The 22,324-nt window shown below is 54.8% G+C and carries 22 protein-coding genes and 1 pseudogene; 10 read left to right on the forward strand and 13 right to left on the reverse strand.

The genetic code is table 11. The features are described 5' to 3' along the window. Positions 1-41 precede the first annotated feature (41 nt). The 7 genes and pseudogenes from epmB to CC94_RS0107770 all read left to right on the forward strand — a co-directional run bounded on the left by epmB (position 42) and on the right by CC94_RS0107770 (position 7,709). On the forward strand, positions 42-1,052 hold the full coding sequence (gene epmB, locus CC94_RS0107740; protein ID WP_005368634.1) for an EF-P beta-lysylation protein EpmB: 1,011 nt from the start codon (positions 42-44) through the stop codon (positions 1,050-1,052). 147 nt (positions 1,053-1,199) lie between these two features. After that, complete coding sequence (locus tag CC94_RS24065; RefSeq protein ID WP_031430404.1) at positions 1,200-4,370, forward strand: calcium-binding protein; 3,171 nt, start codon at positions 1,200-1,202, stop codon at positions 4,368-4,370. Positions 4,371-4,665: 295 nt separating this feature from the next. Further along, the gene (locus CC94_RS24070) at positions 4,666-5,133 is read left to right on the forward strand and encodes a phage portal protein family protein (RefSeq protein ID WP_169740947.1); all 468 of its coding nucleotides are present in this window, start codon (positions 4,666-4,668) and stop codon (positions 5,131-5,133) included. A 12-nt stretch (positions 5,134-5,145) separates the two neighbouring features. Then, positions 5,146-5,664 (forward strand): annotated as a pseudogene (locus tag CC94_RS0107755) (phage portal protein family protein); the annotation flags it as partial. Positions 5,665-5,689: 25 nt separating this feature from the next. Further along, complete coding sequence (locus CC94_RS22955; RefSeq protein WP_084675314.1) at positions 5,690-7,090, forward strand: phage head morphogenesis protein; 1,401 nt, start codon at positions 5,690-5,692, stop codon at positions 7,088-7,090. Then, a complete protein-coding gene (locus CC94_RS0107765) occupies positions 7,087-7,266 on the forward strand; it encodes a hypothetical protein (protein ID WP_031430410.1) in 180 nt (59 codons plus the stop codon). The genes CC94_RS22955 and CC94_RS0107765 overlap by 4 nt, the downstream gene beginning before the upstream one ends. Before the next feature lie 2 nt (positions 7,267-7,268). Beyond that, the gene (locus CC94_RS0107770) at positions 7,269-7,709 is read left to right on the forward strand and encodes a phage virion morphogenesis protein (protein ID WP_005368642.1); all 441 of its coding nucleotides are present in this window, start codon (positions 7,269-7,271) and stop codon (positions 7,707-7,709) included. Between the two features lie 422 nt (positions 7,710-8,131). On the opposite strand, the gene CC94_RS22220 is transcribed toward CC94_RS0107770, so the two are convergent. From CC94_RS22220 to CC94_RS0107800, 6 genes are all read right to left on the reverse strand, one after another. After that, complete coding sequence (locus tag CC94_RS22220) at positions 8,132-9,220, reverse strand: HupE/UreJ family protein (RefSeq protein ID WP_005368644.1); 1,089 nt, start codon at positions 9,218-9,220, stop codon at positions 8,132-8,134. After that, a complete protein-coding gene (locus tag CC94_RS0107780; RefSeq protein WP_005368646.1) occupies positions 9,217-10,050 on the reverse strand; it encodes a DUF4198 domain-containing protein in 834 nt (277 codons plus the stop codon). Before CC94_RS0107780 ends, CC94_RS22220 begins: the two co-directional genes overlap by 4 nt. Positions 10,051-10,189: 139 nt before the next feature. Further along, positions 10,190-11,398 (reverse strand): hypothetical protein, encoded by a 1,209-nt coding sequence (locus tag CC94_RS0107785; protein ID WP_005368648.1) that lies wholly within the window; start codon positions 11,396-11,398, stop codon positions 10,190-10,192. Positions 11,399-11,685: 287 nt separating this feature from the next. Then, entirely contained in the window at positions 11,686-11,868 is a 183-nt protein-coding gene (locus CC94_RS0107790) for a hypothetical protein (RefSeq protein WP_005368650.1), read from the reverse strand. 174 nt (positions 11,869-12,042) lie between these two features. Further along, a complete protein-coding gene (locus CC94_RS0107795) occupies positions 12,043-12,675 on the reverse strand; it encodes a hypothetical protein (RefSeq protein ID WP_169740948.1) in 633 nt (210 codons plus the stop codon). A 92-nt stretch (positions 12,676-12,767) separates the two neighbouring features. After that, positions 12,768-13,337 carry a TetR/AcrR family transcriptional regulator gene (locus tag CC94_RS0107800; RefSeq protein ID WP_005368654.1) on the reverse strand — a complete coding sequence of 190 codons (570 nt, stop codon included), beginning with the start codon at positions 13,335-13,337 and terminating at the stop codon, positions 12,768-12,770. A gap of 112 nt (positions 13,338-13,449) precedes the next feature. Here CC94_RS0107800 and CC94_RS0107805 point away from each other — a divergent pair, with 112 nt between their 5' ends. Next, the gene (locus CC94_RS0107805) at positions 13,450-14,100 is read left to right on the forward strand and encodes a glutathione S-transferase family protein (RefSeq protein ID WP_005368656.1); all 651 of its coding nucleotides are present in this window, start codon (positions 13,450-13,452) and stop codon (positions 14,098-14,100) included. A 307-nt stretch (positions 14,101-14,407) separates the two neighbouring features. Here the strand turns inward: CC94_RS0107805 and CC94_RS21335 are convergent, their stop codons facing one another. Then, on the reverse strand, positions 14,408-15,310 hold the full coding sequence (locus tag CC94_RS21335; RefSeq protein ID WP_245549437.1) for a PA0069 family radical SAM protein: 903 nt from the start codon (positions 15,308-15,310) through the stop codon (positions 14,408-14,410). Positions 15,311-15,529: 219 nt separating this feature from the next. Between CC94_RS21335 and CC94_RS0107815 the strand changes: the two genes are divergently transcribed. Both CC94_RS0107815 and CC94_RS0107820 read left to right on the forward strand, forming a co-directional pair. Next, the gene (locus CC94_RS0107815) at positions 15,530-16,312 is read left to right on the forward strand and encodes a TIGR01458 family HAD-type hydrolase (protein WP_005368662.1); all 783 of its coding nucleotides are present in this window, start codon (positions 15,530-15,532) and stop codon (positions 16,310-16,312) included. A gap of 119 nt (positions 16,313-16,431) precedes the next feature. After that, a complete protein-coding gene (locus CC94_RS0107820) occupies positions 16,432-16,986 on the forward strand; it encodes a hypothetical protein (protein WP_005368664.1) in 555 nt (184 codons plus the stop codon). 289 nt (positions 16,987-17,275) lie between these two features. Here CC94_RS0107820 and CC94_RS0107825 read toward each other — a convergent pair whose 3' ends face one another. The 6 genes from CC94_RS0107825 to CC94_RS0107845 all read right to left on the reverse strand — a co-directional run bounded on the left by CC94_RS0107825 (position 17,276) and on the right by CC94_RS0107845 (position 22,283). Continuing rightward, a complete protein-coding gene (locus CC94_RS0107825; protein ID WP_005368666.1) occupies positions 17,276-18,454 on the reverse strand; it encodes a DGQHR domain-containing protein in 1,179 nt (392 codons plus the stop codon). Continuing rightward, positions 18,451-19,134, reverse strand: coding sequence for a hypothetical protein (locus tag CC94_RS0107830; protein WP_005368667.1), 684 nt, complete (start codon positions 19,132-19,134; stop codon positions 18,451-18,453). Before CC94_RS0107830 ends, CC94_RS0107825 begins: the two co-directional genes overlap by 4 nt. A 9-nt stretch (positions 19,135-19,143) precedes the next feature. Next, a complete protein-coding gene (locus tag CC94_RS22960; protein WP_005368669.1) occupies positions 19,144-19,980 on the reverse strand; it encodes a DNA adenine methylase in 837 nt (278 codons plus the stop codon). Between the two features lie 208 nt (positions 19,981-20,188). Further along, positions 20,189-20,944, reverse strand: a complete 756-nt coding sequence (locus CC94_RS0107835; protein ID WP_005368671.1) for an HvfC family RiPP maturation protein — start codon at positions 20,942-20,944, stop codon at positions 20,189-20,191. Between the two features lie 6 nt (positions 20,945-20,950). After that, a complete protein-coding gene (locus CC94_RS0107840; RefSeq protein ID WP_005368673.1) occupies positions 20,951-21,799 on the reverse strand; it encodes an HvfB family MNIO-type RiPP peptide maturase in 849 nt (282 codons plus the stop codon). Positions 21,800-21,884: 85 nt separating this feature from the next. Next, positions 21,885-22,283 carry a hypothetical protein gene (locus CC94_RS0107845; protein ID WP_005368675.1) on the reverse strand — a complete coding sequence of 133 codons (399 nt, stop codon included), beginning with the start codon at positions 22,281-22,283 and terminating at the stop codon, positions 21,885-21,887. Positions 22,284-22,324: the final 41 nt, after the last annotated feature.

The following is a 22,324-nucleotide window of genomic DNA, read 5'->3' on the forward strand; positions in this document are numbered from 1 at the left end:
ATAGAGGCTTTTGCCAATAGAAACCTCGAAAACGCCCTTTCATGCCGGAACTCAACGAACAAACCGACCATTTTGCAAAAAACTGGCAGCGGCAGCTTGCCGAAGCTTTCACCGACATCGACGAATTCTGCGCTTATCTGAATCTTTCGGTCGAGCAATTGCCCGTATCGAAAGCGGCCGCTAAAAGCTTTGCGCTGAAAGTTCCGCGCAGCTTCGCCGAAGCCATCGAAAAAGGCAATCCCCACGATCCGCTGCTTCGGCAAGTGTTGCCGATTCGGGATGAAATGCTTTTTTTTCCGGGCTATAGCGACAATCCGGTCGGCGATCTCGAAGCGTCGAACGCCGCGGGCGTGCTGCACAAATACCGCGGCCGGGTCTTGCTGATCAATACCGGCAGTTGCGCGATCAACTGCCGCTACTGCTTCCGCCGCAGCTTTCCCTACGCGGACCTGCAGCTCGGTAAGGAGAAGGAAATCGCCGCGCTGCGTTATATCCGCGAGAACCCGGACATTACGGAAGTGATCCTGAGCGGCGGCGACCCTTTGCTGTTGAGCGACGAGCGCCTGCGGCGTCTGTTCCGGCAGATCGCCGGGATTGCGCATGTGAAACGGGTCCGGATCCACAGCCGCCTGCCGATCGTGCTGCCGGCCCGGATCACCCAAAGCCTGCTCGAAGTTCTGAGCCAAAGCGCCAAACCGGTCGTGCTGGTTGTGCATTGCAACCATTCGAACGAACTCACCGACCGGGTCGCCGAAGCCTGTCGTCCGCTCAAACAAAAAGGCATGATCTTGTTGAACCAATCGGTGCTTTTGCGCGGAGTGAACGATAAGGCAGCCGATCTGGTTGCGCTGAGCGAGCGCCTATTCGATTGCGGCATCATGCCCTACTATCTGCACCTCTTGGACAAAGTCAGCGGCGCGGGTCATTTCGAAGTCGGCGAAGCCGAGGCTTTGGAACTGGTGCGGCGAATGTCGGCCGAATTGCCCGGTTATCTGGTGCCGAAGCTGGTCAAGGAAATCGCCGGCGCCGATTCGAAGCAAAGGATTTTATAAATTCCCGATTTCCCTCGCAAAATCGGAAAGTCAGGCCGGCTTGTCCGTAGTCAAAAAACAGTGGTTGAACTATACTGGGTTGCAGTCGCTTTCCGAACCTTTGGTCAAAGTTTTTAGCATATTTATCAGATACTAGGTACTGTCATCATGTCGATAATCAATGGAAGTTCCAAGAACGATGTATTGAAAAGTTTGGCCGGAGATGACGATTTGACGGGAGGAGAAGCCGGCATACCGACGGGTATTTTTAACGGCGTCGATACGGCGCTCTTTAGCGGAAAATATGCCGACAGCGCGACGGGGGTTGCCAATTACACTTTGACGGCGGCCTACGACGAGTCGTTCGGTTATTATCTGGGGGTTACCGATAACAATGACGCCGACGGCGTCTCGGACGGCTCCGATCGTGTGCGGGCGGACATCGAAATCGTGCGCTTTGCCGATAGCGCCAGTGCCGACCCGAAGCCGACGTTCCTGTCCCTGACTCAGGAAATGGTGGCCAATGGGCTGACCGCCGGCAATCAAACCAATACTACGGTGTTAGCGCTTGCGAACGGTGGCTTTCTGAACTTTTGGCTGAGCGGGGACGGCTTTTATTTCAGGAAATTCAATAATGACACGACCAGCGACCGTTTCGAAACAAAACTGCTCGATAGCGTAAACGATGGCTTGAGTTCCGACATCACCGTCGCCAATTTCAACGACGGAAGCTTTGTCGTTGCCTGGAGTTCCGCGGATGCCGACGGTACGGGCGTTTATGCCCAGCGCTTCGATGCCAATGGAACGGCGGTTTCCCCTAAATTCCGCGTGAACGACACCATTACCGCGGATCAAGGGAGTCCGGCCATTGCCGTATTGTCCGAAGGCGGTTTTGTGGTTGCCTGGGTATCGGAAAATCAAGGCGATTCCATTCACGACGGCCAGAGCTTCGGCGACGACCCGAATCAATCGGGCGTTTTTGCGCAATGGTACGACGCGAGTGCCGTGCCGGTTCCAATCGGCTGGGAAGTCAAAGTCAGCGACAGCGGCGCGGCGCATCCGTTCCTCAGCGCGCTCGACAACAACCGCGTCGTCATCGGTTATGAAGGCATCTCGACCGGAACCGAGAAAATGACGATGAATGCCAAGATTTTCGACGATTACGGAAACGTCGAAAGTTATCTTTACGATTCGCAAAGCCATCCGGACATCGCGGACGGAAGCGGGCCGGGCGATGGGTATGATGCTTATGACGACCAGCTCGCTTCCATCTATGCCGATTACGCTGAAAGTCCGTTCAACATTAACTACGCCATCGAACCCAAAGCGCAAGTTTTTGATGATGCGGGCAATGCTATCGAAAACGAGCTTCGCCAGGAGACGAAAAACGCCGTTGCCGCCACCTTGACGCTGAATCATAAAACGGTGGTGGTTTGGCAGGCGCCTGTCGATCCCTACTTGATAGTTCCACCAACCGGCCAGGCGCGCGTCGACTACGATCGCAGCATCATGCTGCGCTTGTACGATAACGCGACGGGCGAGGCGCTGACTCAGGAAATCAAGGCCAATACTTTTACGCGCTACGATCAAAAGGAGCCCGCGGTGGCGGCGCTCAAGGACGGAGGCTTCGTCGTGGTCTGGCAGTCCATGTTGCAGGACGGCAGTTATCGCGGCATTTACGGGCAGAAATTCGACAACGACGGCAACAAAGTCGGCGACGAATTCCAGATTAACACCAAGGTGGCGGATTCGCAAAAAGAACCGTCCGTCACCGGACTTGGCGATGGCGGTTTTGTCGTTTCGTGGGTGGCGGAATATCAGGATGGCAATCAACAAGGCAAATACCAGAATGGTTTGTCGGGCACCGAAATCATCATGCAACGCTTCGATAAAGACGGCAACAAGATGGGGCTGTCAATCGCCGGTGGCGTGGACGATGACATTCTGAACATCGGGGGATCGCTGCCCATTCAAATGGATGGCGCGGACGGTAACGACCGACTGACTTCCGGGGACGGAAACGATACCTTGCGAGGAGGGGACGGCAACGATATTCTGGATGCCGGCAAGGGGAACGATTTTATGGTCGGCGGAGCCGGGGACGACCGCTTCATCGCCGGCGAAGGAAACGATTTCATTTACGGAGGAGCGGGCTCGGATACCCTTGTGCTGCTGGGCAGTAAACTGGATTACGAAGTCAAGAAAATCGGCAGCGGTTTTACCGTTCGTTCCTTGAATACGAATTATGCCGATATGGGCACCGATACGCTGCAGGGCGTCGAGTATTTGGAGTTCGCCGTCAAAACCGGCGAAACGGACGACGGCATCATCAGCCTGAACAGCTTCGGTTCGGGAGGCACGGGCGGTTCGGGAGGCTCCGGCAACACGATCGACGTGGCGGGGATCGAGCTTTCCGACTTCGACCTCAAGCATGCGAATACCTTGTCGGGAACGGATAAAAACGACACGCTGGCCGGCGGCAACACCAAGGGCGCTCCCGATACGCTGCAGGCCGGCAATGGCGACGACCTGTATATCGCCCTGGGCAAGGCGCTGATCATTTACGATAGCGGGGGCAACGATACCTTGCAGGTATCGACAATCAATGTCGACCTGTCCCAACCTTATAGCAGCAAGAATAAAATCAAGGGATTGCAGTATATCGAAAATGTCGAATTGGCCGGGAAAAAAGCCTTGAAGCTCGTTGGCAACGACGACAATAACATCCTGATCGGCAATGATGGCAACAACAAGATTATCGGCGGCGCCGGCAGCGATATCATTTCGGGAGGAAAAGGCAAGGATACCCTGACCGGAGGGGATGACGGCGATATATTCGTTTTCAAAGACATTTTATCGAAAAGCAATGTGGATCTGATTACCGATTTCGAGAGCGGTTCGGACAAGATCCGCTTGAGCTCCGTTATCTTTAAAAACCTCGATTCAGACAATGACGGCATCATCAATTTCGAAAGCGCTCCCGGCTTGAAAAGAGCGCAAACCGATACGGCGTCTTTTATCGTTTACGATACGAAAAGCGGTAAATTGTATTACGACGAGGCTGGAAAAAGCCCCGTGCTTTTCGCCAAACTGGCCGCTACCGGCGATGGCGGGCAAGCCGGCGGACCGGCTCCCACCGAGGTTACGAGCGGCGGGTTTGGGGCTTCCTCGGGAAGCGGTCAGAATTCATCCGGAACCGGAACCGGAACCGGAACCGGAACCGGAACCGGAACCGGAACCGGTTTTGGTTCCGGGCCAGCAAGCCCCCCCGAAGTCGTACCCATCGGAACCAAGACTTTCCCGGATCTGTTGGTCACCGATTTCGACTTGCTCATTTAACCATCAGCGAGAGTATTTGGATTGGGTCGGTCATCCCTTTTCCCGGGTTTCCCCGTCGGCCGCTTATCCTCTATTGCCCGGCTTGGGTTACACCCCCAAGGGCAAAAGCCGCTGTAGGGTACGCTCGACTGCATGGGCAGAGATTTGCTCCTCGGCAACCGCTCCCTGCGTTGCCCTACCTCCTGTATCCCTACAGTCGTGCAATCTCTGCATTCACGCCATCCATGGGGTTCATGCAGGAGGTAGATCGCGTCGGGAACACGCGATCGAGAACAATGCAGCTGTAGGGTACGCTGTGCGTACCACGGAGGGTGAAACGGTACGCACAGCGTACCCGCAGCAACGCAAGCTGGCCTTGTCGAGCAAGGAATGGACGGTCGAGCCCGGCGGCACCCAGCGCGCCGACAAGGCCGCGGCGGATTTTATCAAAGAGCAGCTCGATCACATCCTGTTCGATCGGTTGACCGAAAAGATGCTGTCCGGCCTGTTTTGGGGTTATGCCGTATCGGAATGCCTGTGGGCGCGCGACGGTCAATTCATCGCCCTGGCCAACGTGAAAGTCAAGAAGCAGCGCCGTTTCGGCTTTGCGCCGGACGGCTCGCTGCGGTTGTTGACCTCGCGGGCGCCGCAAGGCGAGGCACTGCCGGCGCGCAAGTTTTGGGCCTATGCGACCGGCGCCGACGACGATGACGATCCGTATGGGCTGGGCCTGGCGCACTGGCTGTATTGGCCGACGTTTTTCAAGTTGTCGGTCGTCAAGTGACTAACCGACTGGAACTTTCCCGGCGCCAAGCCGCCGCGCGTGTGGCGCGAAGTCGAAGCGCCGGAAGATTTGAAGAAGCGCGCCGATCGCGACAAAGTGATATTCGATATGGGCTATAAGCCGACGCTGCAATACGTCAAGGATACGTATGGCGGCGAATTCGAGGCGAAGCCCGACACCAATGCCTCCACGAATGACCCGGTAGCCCTGGCAAACCGTGCGCCCGCCCGGCCGGATAACGCCGGGCGGAAGGCCGATAATCCGGCCGCGCAATTTGCCGAAGCCCGTCCGCTCGACGATCCGCCGGGCGAAATGGTGGATCTGTTGGAGCGCGCCGCGCAGCCGGCGGTCGATGGGCTGATGGAGGCGGTGCGCGGCGTGCTGCATTCGTCCGCGGACCTGCTCGAAGTGCGGGAGCGGCTGGCGGAGATCTTTCCGGCCTGGGACAAAGAAGCGCTGGCGGCGGTGTTTGCCGAGGCGTTTTTAGCGGCGGAGTTGGCCGGCCGGGGCGATGTGAACGAGGGGCGTTGATGACGACGCGTCCGAGTCTGCGGTAATGGGCGTCCGGTACGGCTCGCTGCCGTTCAAGGAACAAATTGCCTTTTGGCGGGCCAAGGAGCTGGTCCCGACCGAGCGCTGGAACGATCGGGTTCGCGAGCAGCACGATACAGCGTTTACCGTCGCCGGGGCCATGCAGGCCGATCTGCTGAGCGATCTGCACCAGGCGGTGACCAAGGCCATCGAGCAAGGCACCACGCTGGCCGAGTTTACCCGCGATTTCGAAGCGATCGTGGCAGCCCGCGGCTGGACGGGCTGGACCGGCGAAGACACCCAAGCCGGGCGGGCGTGGCGGGCGCGGGTGATCTACGAGACCAATCTGCACGCCTCATACCAGGCCGGGCGCTGGGCACAGGTGCAGGCGGTCAAGCAATTCCGGCCGTACCTGATCTATCGCCATTCCGATGCGTCGATCCATCCGCGGGAGCTGCACGTCAGCTGGGATGGCCTGGTGGTGGCGCAGGACGATCCCTGGGCGCAGACGCACTGGCCGCCCAACGGCTGGGGCTGCAAGTGCCGGATGTTCGCCTTGTCCGAGCGCGACTTGCGCAAGCTGGGCAAGACCGGGCCGGACACGCCGCCGGATGACGGCCACTACGATTGGACCGATCCGAAGACCGGCGAGATTCACCGCTTTCCTCAAGGGATCGATCCGTTCTGGGACTATGCGCCGGGGCGGTCGCGGGCGGACGTGGTGCGGGAGCAGGCGTTGCGCAAGGCCGAGGGATTGCCGCCGGCGATGGGGGATGAGCTGAAGGCGTTTTTGAGCAGCCGCGACCCTCTGACGGACAAGTATTTCAACGGTCGCGTGGAGGTGCGCGATCCGGATGGGGTGATGCCGAAACTGGGTATAGATGCGGCTGGGGCGGCCAGTATGATGGGCGCACCGGATGGCAGCGTGATCGAATTGATAGCCGTCGATAATGCCTATGAATTCGAGGCAACCGGACCATTGTTACAAAACGCGATGATGCGGCATTTGCAGGCGGATGTGAGTGGTCTTGTCATGCATAACGATTATTTTGCGCTGGAGCCGGCATTTCGCAAACAAAAAATTGGAACGCGCAGTTTTGCGCTGCAAGTGGTGGCATTGGCTGATCTAGGAGTCGCCAGTATAAAAACGTATGCCGCGGGGTCTTTCGAGGAAAAAGCGTATAATGGCTATTATACGTGGCCGCGATTGGGCTACGATGCGCCGCTAACCGCCCAAGATATCGCCGCACTACCGCCGGAATTGCGGACCGCGCGAAGCGTACTGGACCTGATGGCATCGGAAGCCGGCCGGGCGTGGTGGCAAACGCATGGCGGTCCGCGAGTGATGGTGTTCGATTTGTCAGCCGGCAGCCGATCACGGCTTGTTTTACAAGCCTATCTGGAAAACCAGGGGATTCGATTATGAAATTCAATGTAGACCGTGAAAAGTTCGAACGCGCCATGAAAGAGCTGAAGCCCACGACCGAAGAAGAGCAGCGGCGCAGGTTGGAAGAAGGGTATGCGCGCGGTAACCGCGAGGAGCCGGATAATCTGGGTCTGGATGATGAGCTGGAATACCTTGAGAAGTTGCGCAATCAATAATCATGGCCGGCGCATTTATCGAAGTTGAGTTTGACGACCGCGCGGTACAGCAGCTGTTGCGGCGCCTGGTTGATCTGACGGGCGATTTGGAGCCCGCTTTCGCGGATATCGGCGAATATTTGACGAGAAGCCATGACGAACGCTTTGGTCGACAGGTTGCGCCGGACGACGAGCCGTGGAAGGAATTGTCCCCCAGCTACCTGGCGCGCAAGCCGAAAAACCAGGACAAGATCTTGACGCTGGAGGGTGATTTGCGGAGATCGCTGCATTATGAAGTCTCGGCCGATCAGCTGTTGTTCGGGACGGGTTCGAAGTACGGCGCGACGCACCAATACGGCGACCCGCGCCGGCATATTCCGGAGCGGCCGTTTTTGGGCGTATCGGATGACGATCGGGATGAGATTCTGGACATCATTCGCGATCATATCCAGGCCGCGCTGTGAGTTCTGCCATCGTCTATGGATTTCGAGCATTGCAAGGGCTGTTTTTGATCCGGGCTTTGTTCACGCCCTGAAGACCCCGTTTTGAGGGGCGAGCGCGCTGATTTTTTTATTTTCGCTCTGCGCAAATTATTTTTATTTTTCGTTCCGTTTTATCCCTCTTCATTTCGTTTCATTTCCATTTATCTCGCTTTTCCCCTTTCATTTATCTAATTTCTATTCAGCTGTGCGTACCGTGAAAGGTTGAATAGGGTACGCACAGCGTACCCTGAAAAGAATGATGGAGTTTGCAACATAAGGGGTGTTTAAAGAGCGTGTCTGCCCCGTTGTTGCCACCCGCGAGGTGCCTCATGCGCGCGTAGCGCGTGGGCGCAATCAGGCGGCCTTTCGGGAAATGATTTTTGCCATATCCTGGTCTTCAGGCTTTAAACCTCCATCACTCTCTGCACGAACCAAAACCCGCCGGCGGCGATGGTGGCAAGTGTGCCGAGATAGGCCATGCGCCGGGCATAGCGCGCATGGCGGGCGGCAAGGAGCGTCAGAACGGAAGTGACGATCAGTACGATGCAGGCTTGGCCGATTTCCACGCCGATATTGAACGAAGCCAGCGATAATCCCAGTGCTCCCTCGGGCAGGCCGAAGTCGGACAGCACGCCTGCGAAGCCGAAACCGTGGATCAGCCCGAAAGCGAAGGCCAATCCGATGCGGTAGTCGCGGCGGTTCTGTAGTCGTGTATACAGTGATTCCAGGCCGACCAGGACGATGCTCAGCGCAATGGCCGGCTCCACAATCGACGGCGAAAGATTGACCAGTTTCAGCGTGGCTAGCGCCAGGGTTACGCTGTGGGCGACGGTAAACGCGGTGATGATTTTCAACAGCCGTAGCAGGTCGCCGCCCGGCAGCAGCAGGCCGATGATGAATAGGATATGGTCGGGGCCGATAAAAATATGGTGGATCCCCTGCGCGACGAACTCGCGAGCCACTTCAATCCTGCCCTGGATGCTGCCGCTGTAATGAGTCGTGCTGCGATGGGTTCTGTCGAGCAGGTCTTGAAGACGAATCTCGCCGTTTTCGTAAATGTTCAGGTAGGTTTCGTGCGGCGGATCGTAAGGAAACAGCGGGCTTGAAACTTCGACCTTGCCGGCAGACCGGGCGAGCGGTAAGGTCCAGTTGAAGGACAGAGAGCGGCGATTGGGGGCGATCCGGAAGGATTGCCATTCAAAATGCGCCGGCTCTCCGTTGATTTTAACCAGCATGTGGGAGTCGAGCACTTTGTGCAGAATCACCAGATTCTGCTCGGCAAAGGCCCGATCGAGCAGGCGTTCGGGTTTCTCGAGCCCGCCCTCATGGGCGAGGTCGACCATGTGCGCCAATACTTTGCCGTGGGCCCGGCCCGGCTCCAGGCGGATGTCGAGGTGGCTGTACGGTTCGGAATGGGCGAAAACTTCTGCGGTGTTCAAACCGAACAGGGTTAGCGCGATCCGGACATAAAAAAGCGCGAGCCCCGCTTTCATTTTGGTACCCGTGCAAAGGTCAACGAAGCCCAGCGGCTTTCCCAGTCCGCCGCTTGCTTGTCCGCACTCGGCTGCATGTGCACCGCGCTGAGCAGCCATTCGCCGGGCCCTTCGATTTCTAATATCGCGACGCCGTTCTTATCGGTACGTGTCTGGGCGACCGGCTGAACGGGGCCCCTGGCCATCTGGTCTCTCGGAACAGCGCCGCTGGCCAGCGCCTGGTTCCAGGCTTTCACCCGGATGCCTTCGAGCGGTTGCGCGTTGTAAAGCACCTGTACCGTCAGCTTGCCGGATACCAGGGGATCGCTGCGCGGAATGATTTCCAGCGGCATCCCGAACGGCTTTCGGAGGCGGGAGTCGTCGCTGCCCGCGATCCAGGCTTTGGCGCAGCGCAAATAGCGTTCGCGGCCCGGCCCTGCGGCAGCTCCCAAGGCCTCCCGCGCTTTTAGCGGGCCTTCCAGCCCTTCCCGGCGCAAATATTCGTCGAATTTTTCGGGCGGCAGTTCCACCGGCACGAAATGGGTCTCGAAGGCCACCACGATGCCGCCCTCGTCTTCCACGGTCAAGTGCGCGAGGTCCAGGTCGCCGTTGATGGCTCGGGATTTGACGTCCTTGCGCTCTTTGGTCTGCACCTCCAAACGGACGGTGCGGGTCGCCGCAAAGGGCCGAAGTTCGCCTTTGAAATCCGAGCCGACATAGGCCTGTACCGCAAGGGTTTGCCCGACCGGGGCGCTGTAGGCCGAGGGAGCGAGCCAGTATTCGTGGGCGGCGAGTTTCGGCGATACGAAGATACTGCCGATGAGCAAGGACAAGTTTGCAAACGAGCGCATGTCAGGAGTTTCTAACCCGGATCGCGTCTTAATGGACGGCCGGCCGATTGACGACGGGACTTTCTCCCGATCACGGAAGAAAGCCCCGCACGATATGCCGCTTTGGTTAGGGGCGACATAATAAATAATGAACGCCAGTCTACTTGGCGACCGGTTTCAGCTGCAATCGGGAGCCCGGCACCACGATCTCGTTGAATTTATCGCGTTCCAGTTGACACTGTCGTTGAATCTCATCCATCGAAATCTGCCTGGTCCAAGGCTCGCCGAGATAAGGAAACGCATTCGACAGCGGCTTGTCCGGATAGGTCCGGCGCGGCTGGCAGGCATCGGTAAAGCTGGCGATTTCCCACAATTGGCATTCGCCGAGGCCCTCGATACAAGTGTATCTGGCCACGTCGTCGCCCGGCACATTGCCGTTCGGATAACCTATCGGACGATCCAGGTTCAGGATCATCACGTCGGGAATATCGCCGTCATAATTGCGAATTTGAAAGATTTGTTGAATGCGAGTGGACAGTTCGCGATTGATGAAGTCTTTAACCTCCTTGTTCAAAACGGCCTTCAACAGCGACTGCTGCATCATGTTTTTGTTGCGCTCTTCGACGATCGCCGGAACGTGCTTGCTGGGCGGCAAGGCATTCAGGAAATCCAGCCGGGGTTGCTGGGTCCGGCCTGCGCGGCCCACGTGATCGAACTGGGTGCCGTTGCTTCGGTGCGCCGTCGCCCACATCACGAAGTTCCTGGGCTTGTCTGCGAACGAGGAAAGCGGAATGCCGGCTATCATCGCTACGGTATTTTTGTTGTTGAACCGATTGAAGAGGAAAGGATCGTCAAACAGCCCTGCCTGGAATTGGATGCTGCCGGGATTGCTCAAACCGGTGGTTACGGGCTCCGACTGGAAAACGATCCGGTTCGCGCTGACTCCGCCCTTGGGGTTCTTTTGGAGTCGGAACGTGATAGAGGCATCCGGCGCGATATTCGGCCAGGCTTCGGGCGCTATGCTGCCGCCGAACCGTTGCAGCATCAGCGGATTGTCGAAAGTCGCCGGGGTGTGGGTGTCGAAATGGACTTTGTAGATCGTATCCTGCATTGCTGCCGCCACATCGTTGGGGACATCGATAAGTTCCCGCCCAACGTTGACCATCACGACCAGGCGGTCGCCGTCGACGAAGCCGTACAGGCCGTTGAGGCCGATCAGCCCGTCGTCCAGGCCTGTAAGTTTTATCGGCGGAACGGGGTCGGCGTGATCGGAGGCCTGCACCGGTGGAAAAGTGCAGGAGAAAGCCAAAAGGGCCGCCAACCAGGCCGTTTTAGCGGAGAAAAATCGATAACAGCTGCGCAGTTTCATATCATCGTCCTCTTACGGCTTGATGGGTTTTATACCAGCGACTCTAACGAAAAATGAACGGTTTTTGGCGTCTTTTGGCGCCGATACGCTAACATCGAGGCTCCGGCTTGTCAATCGTGCGTTGACTTTTGCAAAAGCTGCCTATCCGTTAGGATTATTGGGAGTTTTAAAGAACCCGAAAGGGGGCAATCCTTACAGAATGCAATCACAAGATAATGGCTAATTCTTGAGCCTTCGTACAGTGATACGCCAATCAATCGTTTTTGAACCCTACAGGACTTTCCGGCTCAACTTTCATCCAATTCCACCCAGTCTATTTGTTTCTCGACGATCGTGCTTAACTCTAACTGTCCCAGCGCATCGATCATCGTCAGCTCCGAGCTTATTTGCTCCAGTTGTTCCAGGTGCGCCACCAGCTCGAATAGATCGGTTTGCTTGGTATTTTTCTTGGACTTCCTCGTTTTTCGCATAAATTTACCGGATATCGCGACCGCGCCTTTTCTGCCGGATCGCTTTTGAGATAGGGAGAAAAAGCGGCCAATTTTAATTGATCACTCTGAATTTCGAGCAGCCTAATTGAAAATATTACCGAGGTTCGGCGAAAACCTGGCTTTTGTACCGGTTTTTCCGCATCCCTCACTTTTTCATTCCATCCCGACATCTTCAAGAAAAGGGGTCGTTTTCGGAATTTTTTCTTTTTTCGAAGCCAGCGTGATTTCCCGGTTGCGCTTGGGATCATAACGGTAGCGTTCGCTGATCCTGAAGCCGGTCAGATAGTTGAAGCTGACTTTATCGCCGGTGCCGAGAAGCCCGTCGCCGTCGGTCCGGTCCTTCCCGATCAGCACGAAGCGACTGAGCTTCGGATCGTAACGAAACCGCCACGTTTGATCGGTAAACTCGCGGGAACCGGTTAATTGATGCACGATCAGCACGCCTCTTTTGATTTCGACGCCCGAGCTTTCCTTGACGCCGCCGCAGTGCATACATACGAGAAAGCCGCCGTTATGCCCGGCGGGCCTAAACTTTCCGCCAGCCCCGCCGAGTAGCGCAAGCAGAACCCGAGGCCCCTCTTCGGCTGTCGAATCGGTGGAGGACGGAACCAGGATCGCGGCGATATCCGCAATGCCGTCCGCGTTCAAGTCGCCATCCGTCTTGTCTGCGACTGTCCACCCGCGCGGGGTGAAATCGTCGAGTGTGCGGCCTTCGCGGGGAAGCGGGTTGAGGTCGAAAGCGACTTCCTGTGCCCGTACCGCATGGCCGGGTACCGCCGTTAACAAAACAAAGATAAGCAAGCAACGGATCGGAAAAAGCATGGTTCTGGCTCCGGCAGTGAAAAATTCAAAGGATTCTAAAAAACGCCTCGATTCCGCTACGCTGCATCGAGGCTGCGGTTGATCAGGATTTCCGCTGCCGCGCGCGCCGCCTGCATCGCGCCCGAATCGCGCTGCATCTGTTCGGCGACGATCGCGCCGGAAATCAGCAGGCTCAATTGCCGGGCCAACAGTTCGGGCTGCCGCGCCTCCGCCTCTTCCGCCAGTTGGGTCAGCCGGCGGCGGAATTGCAGGTAGAAATCGACGGACGCCAGCCTGAACGGTTCGCCCTCGGCCGCCGATTCGGTCGCGGCATTGATGAACGGGCAGCCGCGGAAACCGTCCGATGCCAGCAATTCGCCGAACACATCGAAGACCGCCAGCAGCCGGGCTTTCGGCTCGGACGCCCGCGCCGCAATGCCGCCCAGAATCTTCTCGCGCATCGTCTCGGCGGTTTTCTGCAGATGCGCCAGCACCAGATCGTTTTTGGACGGAAAATAATGGTACAGGCTCATTTTGGTGGTGCCTGCCGCCTTTACGATCGCATCGACGCCGGTGGCGCGGATGCCCTGGCGGTAAAACAGTTCGGACGCGGTTTGCAGGATGCGTTCTTTCAGATTGCTGGACATGATAAAGAATGAAAGCAGAAATAAAGTTGCAACTATACCGACCGGTCTGTATCATTGCAAATGACTTACCGGTCAGTCTATTTTTTCAACGCTCAACCCGGAGATGAACCTCATGATTACCTTATACGGTTTCGCGCTCAGCAACTATTACAACAAAACCAAACTGGCCCTGCTCGAAAAAGGCATTCCGTTCAACGAAGAGGTGGTGAGGCCGTCCCAGGATGCGGCCGTCTTAAAGCGCTCGCCGCTGGGCAAAATCCCGTTCATCAAGACCGACGGCGGTTACCTGTCCGAATCGCAGGCGATCCTCGAATACCTGGAAGACACCTACCCCGAACAGCCTCTGTATCCGGCCAATGTTTTTGAACGCGCCAAATGCCGGGAGTTCATCCAGCATCTGGAGCTGAACGTGGAACTGGTTGCGCGCCGCATTTACGGAGAGGCGCTGTTCGGCGCGCCGGTTTCTCAGGAAATCAAGGACGAAGTCAGGCAGAAAGTCGAAGCGGGCCTCGAAGGTGTGATGCGTCTGGCGCGTTTTTCGCCTTATGTGCTTGGCGAAAGCTTCACCGCGGCCGACATCGTCGCTTGGTTGCATCTGGGCCTGATCGGGATGGCGACGCAAAAGCTTTACGGCGAGAATCTGGTTGCGGCGCATGTGCCGGGTATCGTGGATTACTTCGAACAAATGGAAAGCCGGCCTCACGTCAAGCAGGTCGCGGAAGGCCGGGACGCGGCGGTCCAGGCCTTTTTTGCGCAAAAATAGGACGGCTTGCCGGCAATGCCGTTAAGAAGTTAATGCGTGAAGGGTGGATAAGTCCCGTAGGTTGGGTTAGCGAAGCGTAACCCAACGGGATTCGGCTTCGAGCGTTGGGTTACGGCTGGCGCCTAACCCAACCTACTGGGCTTCCCCCTTTGAAAAAGGGGGATCGAGGGGGATTTATTAAAAAAATCTCCCCTAACCCCTCTTTTTCAAAGAGGGGGACTGAACGCATAGGCGCTAAAAAGCTACGCAATGCGAACAGGGTAAAACCGGGAAGTTATTTCCGCCCAAATCCTTAGCGGCATTGCACTTACCGGAACAAGTCCGTCTGGCCCCCCGGAAGCGGTGGCCGGAACAGGTCCTGATTGAAGCCGGGCGAACCGGGAAAAGCCAGCCGTTTATAGGCCAGCCTGAAGCGCTGGCCGAGCAGGCCGGCGTATTCGCCGGTACCGGTCATCCGCGTCCCGAAAGCCGAATCATAGGCCTTGCCGCCGCGCGCCTCGAAAATCCGGTGCAGTACGCGCTCGGCCTTCAACGGCCCATGCGTACGCAGCCATTCGCCGAACAGATCGCGGAGTTCGAGCGGCAGGCGCAGCAGTACGTAGCCCGCATCGACCGCGCCGGCCTGGCGGCTTTCGCTCAGAATCTTTTCGAGCTCTTCGTCGTTCAGTATCGGAATCAAGGGCGCGACCAGCACCGACACCGGAATGCCGGCCGCCGCCAAGCGCTCGACCGTTTGCAGGCGCCGGTGCGGGGCCGCCGCGCGCGGTTCCAGGCGGCGCGCCAGCTCGGCCTTTAGCGTCGTGATCGAGACCGCAACCTGCGCCAGGCCGTTTGCAGCCATCTCCGCCAAAATGTCCAGGTCGCGCTCGATCAGCGCGGACTTGGTCACGATCGAAACCGGATGCCGGGTTTCCTGCAGCACTTCGAGAATCCGCCGGGTCAGGCCAAGCCTGCGTTCGACCGGCTGGTAGGCGTCGGTATTGATGCCCAGCGCGATCGGAGCCGCACGGTAGCGGCGGGCGCCGAGCTCTTCGCGCAGCCGTTCGGGCGCATCGGGCTTGTAAAACAGCCGGGTTTCGAAATCGAGCCCCGGCGACAGTCCCAGATAGGCATGGCCGGGGGGCGAAACAATAGGCGCAGCCGTGCTCGCAGCCGCGGTACGGGTTGATCGAGCGGTCGAACGGCACGTCCGGCGACTGGTTGTACGCAATCACCGTCTTCGCCGTATCGACGCTCAACGTCGTTGGAACGCGCGCCGGCCGCTCATCAAGGCTGCCCCAGCCGTCGTCGAACGCCTCTTTCGTGGCGCTCTCGAAGCGCCCCGTACGGATGCTCAAAGCACCGCGCCCTTTGCGAGCCTGCGGAGGAAGCGTATTATGCTCGTCGTGGTTCATCGCTTATCTTTTAACTTCTGGCTTCGGAATTTCGGATGACTCCTTTATCGTTGATTCGCGGCATCTTGATCGATCTCGACGGGGTCCTGTATGTCGGCTCCCGGACCGTGGACGGCGCCATCGAAGCCGTCCGCGAAATCAAGCGGCGCGGCTACTGCTGCCGCTTCGTCACCAATACCAGCACCTTGTCCCGCGCTTCGCTGCACAAAAAACTGGCCGGTTTCGGCTTCGACATCGACGAACACGAAATCGTCAGCGCGCCCCAGGCCGCCCTGATCCACCTTCGGCAATTTGGCGACCCGGTCTGCCATTTGCTGCTCACCGACGACGTCAAGCAAGACTTCCGGCATCTCAGGCAGTCCGACAGCAAGGCCGATTTCGTGATCGTCGGCGACATCGGTAATGCCTGGTCGTACCCGCTACTGAACAACGTCTTCAACTTGCTGATCGGCGGCGCCGAACTGATCGCGATCCATAAAAACCGTTTCTGGCAGACCGAACGCGGCCTGCAGCTGGACATCGGCGCCTTCGTCAGCGGCCTGGAATACGCCAGCCGGAAGCAGGCGACGATCATCGGCAAACCCTCGTCCGATTTTTTCAAGGCGGCCCTGAACGAACTGGGAATGCCTCCAGAGCAGGTCGCGATCGTCGGCGACGACATCGACGCCGACGTCGGCGGCGGACAGCGCGCGGGCCTGACCGGCATCCTGGTCAAAACCGGCAAATACCGGCAGGATTATGCGGAAAACAGCCAAATCGTTCCGGGCCTGATCATTCCTTCCGTTGCCAAACTGCCCAATCTTTTGCCGGGGTTGTAGCCGTGAAGCGCAATACGGACTGCCGATCGGCTTCTGTTTACGACGCGGCTTAAACCTTTCAAACTGAATTGAGTTCCTATAATCAAGCGTTTGACAATGATGTTTTCGGAAATCGTACCATGCTAAAAAAACTCTTCGCCAAAATCACCGATATTGTTCTGGGAATACTCGTAACCGTCTATATCGTCCTGGAAGAGCTGGTCTGGGAAAATATCGCCGAGCCCATTTACCGGTTTATCCATAGCCTGGCAATCCTGCAAAAACCCGAAGAGTTTATCCGGGGACTCGACCGCCATGTGCTGCTGGCGGTGTTTCTGGTTTTATTCGTCCAGGTAGAGCTGCTGGGGCTTTTCGCGCTGCAACTGATCGGCACAGGAAAGGTGATCGCCGGAACGATGCTCTACGCCGGCAAGATTCCGGTCGCCGCGTTTACCTTCTGGCTGTTCCGCATTTCGAAAGAAAAACTGATGACGTTCGGCTGGTTTAAACGGTCTTATGAATTGATCCTGTCGATCATCGAAAAGATCAAGCTCAGCGCTATTCATCAAAGAATCGCGGCACGGCTTAAACAGGTCAAAGCATGGTTCAAAATTCGGCTGTATCGCCCTCGGCTCTATATCGGCCGATTTATCGAAGCCCTCAGAAACTCGATGACTTTTGGGAAAATCAAATAGATGATTTTGACTTTCGATATCCATTCAACTATTCATGTGTACCAGCGAAAAGAGTTGAGTTTTTGAATATTTAGGACGCGCATTAATTAATCGCAATTTAGCCCCGTAGATGGGCTGACGAAGGAGGAAGCCCATCGTTCGCGATTGATGGGCTTCGTACCTCAGCCCATCCTATCGTGCTGAAAGAATCAAATAGACGATTTTGAATACCCGAAATCAGAGCCACCCACCATTCGCAAATGATGGGCTTCTTTGATATATTGCTCTTTATATTTGGATAATACGACAATTAAAACAAATTCATTTGGCCATCAAGTCTCATATCGCTTACCAATATGTGATAAAGCGTACTCTCACCACTAGTACCTGGTTTGAAGTTATCCACAGTAAAATCTTTATCTTCTAGTTGTACTTTTGCAAATAAGGCATCAAAATCCTCTTTTACAGGCAGTTTCTTATGAGGCGGAGGCTGAAATACTCTGCAAATTACCATCAAGGTTCGCATAAGAGCTTTAAATCCATTTGTTTTATTTAGAATTAGCCCTTTCTCATCTGATGCCCAAGCATTTGGCCATCTATCCCGAGCAGATGAGAAATATCGGAAGAGCACATCGGCGATCTTCATGTCTTCGTTATCAACAAAAAGAGGCCTTAATGGATACTTTTGAATCTCTGCCTGATTTGGAGAAGGTAGCTTATTTCCTCGTTTCAGAATATCTCGATCAAGCGCCGGATCTGCAGAAATGAACGGCATCAATGCCTCAACAAATGTTGCTTGGTTAAGCCTCTCAAAATCTCGGCCTGGAGTTGCAGTTCCAAGCCGTTTAACTCGTCGGAAAAGTGGACTAGATTCAAGCTGATCCAATGCGACGGCTATATTATGACAAGTCTTTTGCGGACTTCTGGTTTTAGTTAACTCAGATAAGTCATACGCTAAACTACGGTTTACCTTGGTTTGTGCTAAATTAACAGTAGAAAAAATATAAGCCTGATCTTCAATATCGATATCAATAAAAATGCTTACATTCACTTGAAAATCATCTTTTAGATAACCCATCAATCCCGCAATTCTATGCTGCCCATCTAGAACTTTGGCAATATTACGATAGTAAATCGGTTCCAATCCGTCTTCTGGGTTCGGGTCATTGCGCAATGTCAGCGTATTATTTACAGGATTAAAACTAGCACTCCTGCCTTCAACAGCCAAAATAACTGCCGTAGGAAAACAAGCATCAACTGTCTTTACATATGTTTGGAGTTGGGTCACTCGTGTTTGGCTAAGAGGACGTTGGATACCAAGATATGTTTCGATATCTCGCTCCTTCAACATGCGACGGACGTCAAAATATGCAATTTCACATAGAAGTTTCGAAGGAATAGAGGCAATCAAAAAATCGCCAATAGGCTGTCGAATTGAAATGGCAGGAACGGAAAATTCTATTGGGCTCTCGGAGTCAAATAAACTCATTGTTGGCCTCCTAAATGATTTTCGAAACCCCTCATAAAATCCTCTACATTGTGGTGAGGTTCCGTATCTTCAACGTGTTTCCGATAATCATTTACGAAGTCATCTTGTGCTGAACGTAACTCGTTCTCAGTAATTTGGGGCATTCGTAGTCTATGATAAACAAGTGCCAAATAGCGAAATGCAAGAGCTAGTAGTGTCAAAATTACAGAAAGTTTAAATACAAAGTCTATGTCTTTAACCGCATGTGCCTTTAATAGCGCAAAAAGAGCCGCACAGGTGACTACAATCAATGCAACAACAGTTGATATGGGCAATTTATGTGGAAATTGTCCGGCTTGATCAGGTTCATGAAGTGTCAGATACAAGATCGGGGCAAGCATTGAGATTGTAAAAACCAAAAGTTCGCCATTTCGAAAAGTACTTAACCAAAAGTCTATGAAACTTTTACCTTGATCATCAGAAGCCACGTAAAGCGTTAGCGCACCTAAACCAAATGGTAAAATCGACCATAAGAGCAAATATGTAAATTCATATAAAGCTCCTGCGTATGTTTTACGACCCGCTTTAAACAACGATCCAATTAGCCAGAGATGTGATAAATAACCAATTAAATTTAACCAAAGATGAAATAATGAGCTAAAAAATTTGGTTTTGCATATTCGTATTTCTTCCATAGACATAAGGAATTCTCAATAAATCAACAATTCTTCAAAACGACCACGATGTGCCGACGAACCTGCCAATACACTTGCTCGTGTTACTGATTCTAAAAGAAAGTGCTCTTGGTAAAGTTCTCGAATAGATGCATGATGTGCATTTGTAACGATAACTCTGACTCCTCTAAGCTTTGCACGCACCAACGCATCACGTAAGCGAATCTGATCACCCCATGAAAAAAGTGCATCGTTATATTTTATAAATCCATTCAGGTTGTGCTTCACTGTATAAGGAGGATCGGCAAAAACTAAATCCCCTTTTTCCGCAACGTCAATTGAATCCTCGAAATCGCCACAAACAAGCTTTGCCGATTGTAATATACCCGATATTGCAAACCAGTTATCTGTCGACATAAGAACGCTCGACTTTGTACCAACTGGAACGTTAAATTCTCCATTGCGATTTACCCGATATAGCCCGTTCCAGCATGTACGATTTAAATAAATAAACCGTGCTGCCATATGGAACATACAACTCGGCTTATAGCTGCGAATTCGATAGTAATAATCTTTTGAATGATGAGCCTGATGCTCACGTAAAAGCGCTAAAACGTTTTCTGGGTTGATCTTTATTGCGTTATATGCATTGATCAATTCAAAATTAATATCCGAAAGTAGCGCTTGGGCTGGCCTCAATGCAAAAAAAACTGCACCGCTCCCTAGAAATGGCTCAATATACTTACCCGTAAGTGGAGCAATCATTTCAACAATACGACTAGAAACCCACCTTTTGCCTCCCGCCCACTTAAGAAATGGTGGAGGTAACGTAATTTGATTAAGTTTTAGATTAATAACTATAGGTTCTTCCATGCATTTTAAAAAGGTAGAATCAAATTAACAAAAGACATCTCATATTAGCCTCTCATCATTCAAAGAAGCTAGATATGGTACATTTAATCTAACGTTGCAGCAGTATCCTGAGTTTTATTGCCACAGTCAACACAGAATGCGGATTCGCAGCAATCCACCAGAAACATGCAGGAACTCCAAAGGATGGTTTGCCTTCGGCAAATCGATCCTACTTATGGGTGCCCAGAAGGATGATATGTTTGGCCGTCAGGTCCTGCACGATCTTAAGCCCACTCTCGTAAATAACCTCGGGCTGCGGGTGCTTTAGCTGCTCCACCACTGATTGGAGGTAAGAGGCAGCCGTCTGGCCCGGCTGTTCCTGGATCAAGGCGAGCAGTTGGTAGGTAACCGGTGTGATTTCGAGGAAGCGGACTTCATCTTCGTAGTTTCGGTACACGATCAGGAATGTCGGCTGTCCGGAGGGCTCCGGCGGCTGGTAGTCGGGCGATATCCGGTGCACCGGAAAGCGGTAGGCCAAAGGCCAGGCGAGCGGCGAGAGTTGCAGGGTTGCTTCGGACCAGTCGCCGGAAAACGGCGGATTGAATGGCGCTTCCTCTTTCGCGATCGACAGCGCCATTTCGGCCCATTCGTAGTGAGCCAGTTCGAGCATGAACGGCGGGTCGGAAGGATGGTCCCGCTCGGTTTGCAGATAATCGAGAAATTCCTCGGCGATTTCGGAGAAATAAGGGGTGGCGCAGGTATGGCGCGCATAAAAATCCTGCCCCAGTTCGCGCCACTGCGCATTGCTTAGAATCTTACGCAGCACCGGGAAATTGACGGCCAGGAAGTTGTCGATGTTGTTGAAGAACAGTTCCCGGTACATCGCCATCCGTTCGGGTTTCACGTCGCTGGGCGCGGGATGGCTTTCCGGATTGCGCAGATAATCGGAAAACGCCTGCTGCCTAGCTTTGAAATCGGCGCCCATCGTCAATCAGGCCGAGCGTTTCGCATGTTCGCTGCGCCAGGCGTCCTGGATCGCCTTGATCGTCTCGACTTCCTTGAGCAGTTCGGCCAGCGGCGGCAGGTTGAAATCGCGTTCGAGCAGGGTCGGAAACACGCCGTACAGTTCGTAGGCCTTGCCGAGCAGTTTCCAGACCGGATCGATCACTGCCGCGCCGTGTGTGTCGACCAGAAAGTCTTCGGCCTCGACATAGTGCCCGGCGATATGCGCGTAAGCGATCCTTTGGCCCGGCACTGCCCTTAAAAAGGCTTCGGCGTCGTAGCCGTGGTTGACGCTGTTCACGTAGATGTTGTTGATGTCGAGCAGGATGTCGCAGTCGGCTTCCTGGACGATCGCATTGAAAAAATCGATTTCGGCCATTTCCTGGCCGGGCGCGGCATAGTACGACACGTTCTCGATCGCGATGCGCTGTTCGAGCAGTTCCTGCACGCGCTTGATCCGGCCTGCCACATGCCTGACCGCCTCTTCGGTAAACGGGATCGGCATCAGGTCGTAAAGATGGCCGTTATGGCTGCAATAGCTCAAATGTTCGCTGTACAGCTTGATCCCGTGTTCGGCCATGAACGCTTTGATGTCCAGCACCAGCTTTTCGTCGAGCGGATCGCTGCTGCCGAGCGACAGCGACAGGCCGTGGCAGACGAAATCGAAGCGTTCGGTCAGGGAGCGGAATTGTTTTGCGTAGCGGCCGCCGAGCGTGATCCAGTTCTCCGGGGCGACCTCATAGAAACCGACGGTCTGCAGCGGGGGATGATTGGCGATCTCGGCGAGCAATGAGCGCCTCAGCCCGAGCCCCGCCCCTTGAACGCGAAAGTTCGACATAAAAAAACGAAAGAAGAAGTTCGTTCAATGAAATTAAAGCAGAAAGGAAGCGGAGAAAACACCGCTCCCTCAGATTCAGGCGGAATTATTTTTTCGTAGCGCCGCAAGAGCCTTCTTGCCCCTTCATCATCGCGCCGCAGACGCTTTCCATGCCTGATTTCATTTTGCCGTCGTCCATCATGCCGCCGCATTTACCTTCGCCGCATTGGCCTTCGGCGGCTTTGGCCGGTGCCGGCGCGGCAGTGGATTTTTGGCCGGCGCAGGCGCCTTCCGCGGTTTTGTTTTGCGGCGGCTGCATATTCGATTTATCCATGCCGCCCATGTTCGCGCCGCAGGCCATCTCGCCGGCCGCCAGTTGCATGTAGCCGCCGTTCAGTTCGGTCATGCCGAACGGATTGGCTTCCGCATGCGCGGTGACGGTCGCGGTGGAAATAATCGCAGCACCCATCGCAGCGGCCAAAGGCGATTTGTTCATTTTTTTCATTGTGACTCCTCGTTTACTCATAATATTTTCAGCCAGGAAAC

This window comes from Methylomicrobium agile, assembly GCF_000733855.1.
In the GTDB taxonomy this organism is placed as follows: domain Bacteria; phylum Pseudomonadota; class Gammaproteobacteria; order Methylococcales; family Methylomonadaceae; genus Methylomicrobium; species Methylomicrobium agile.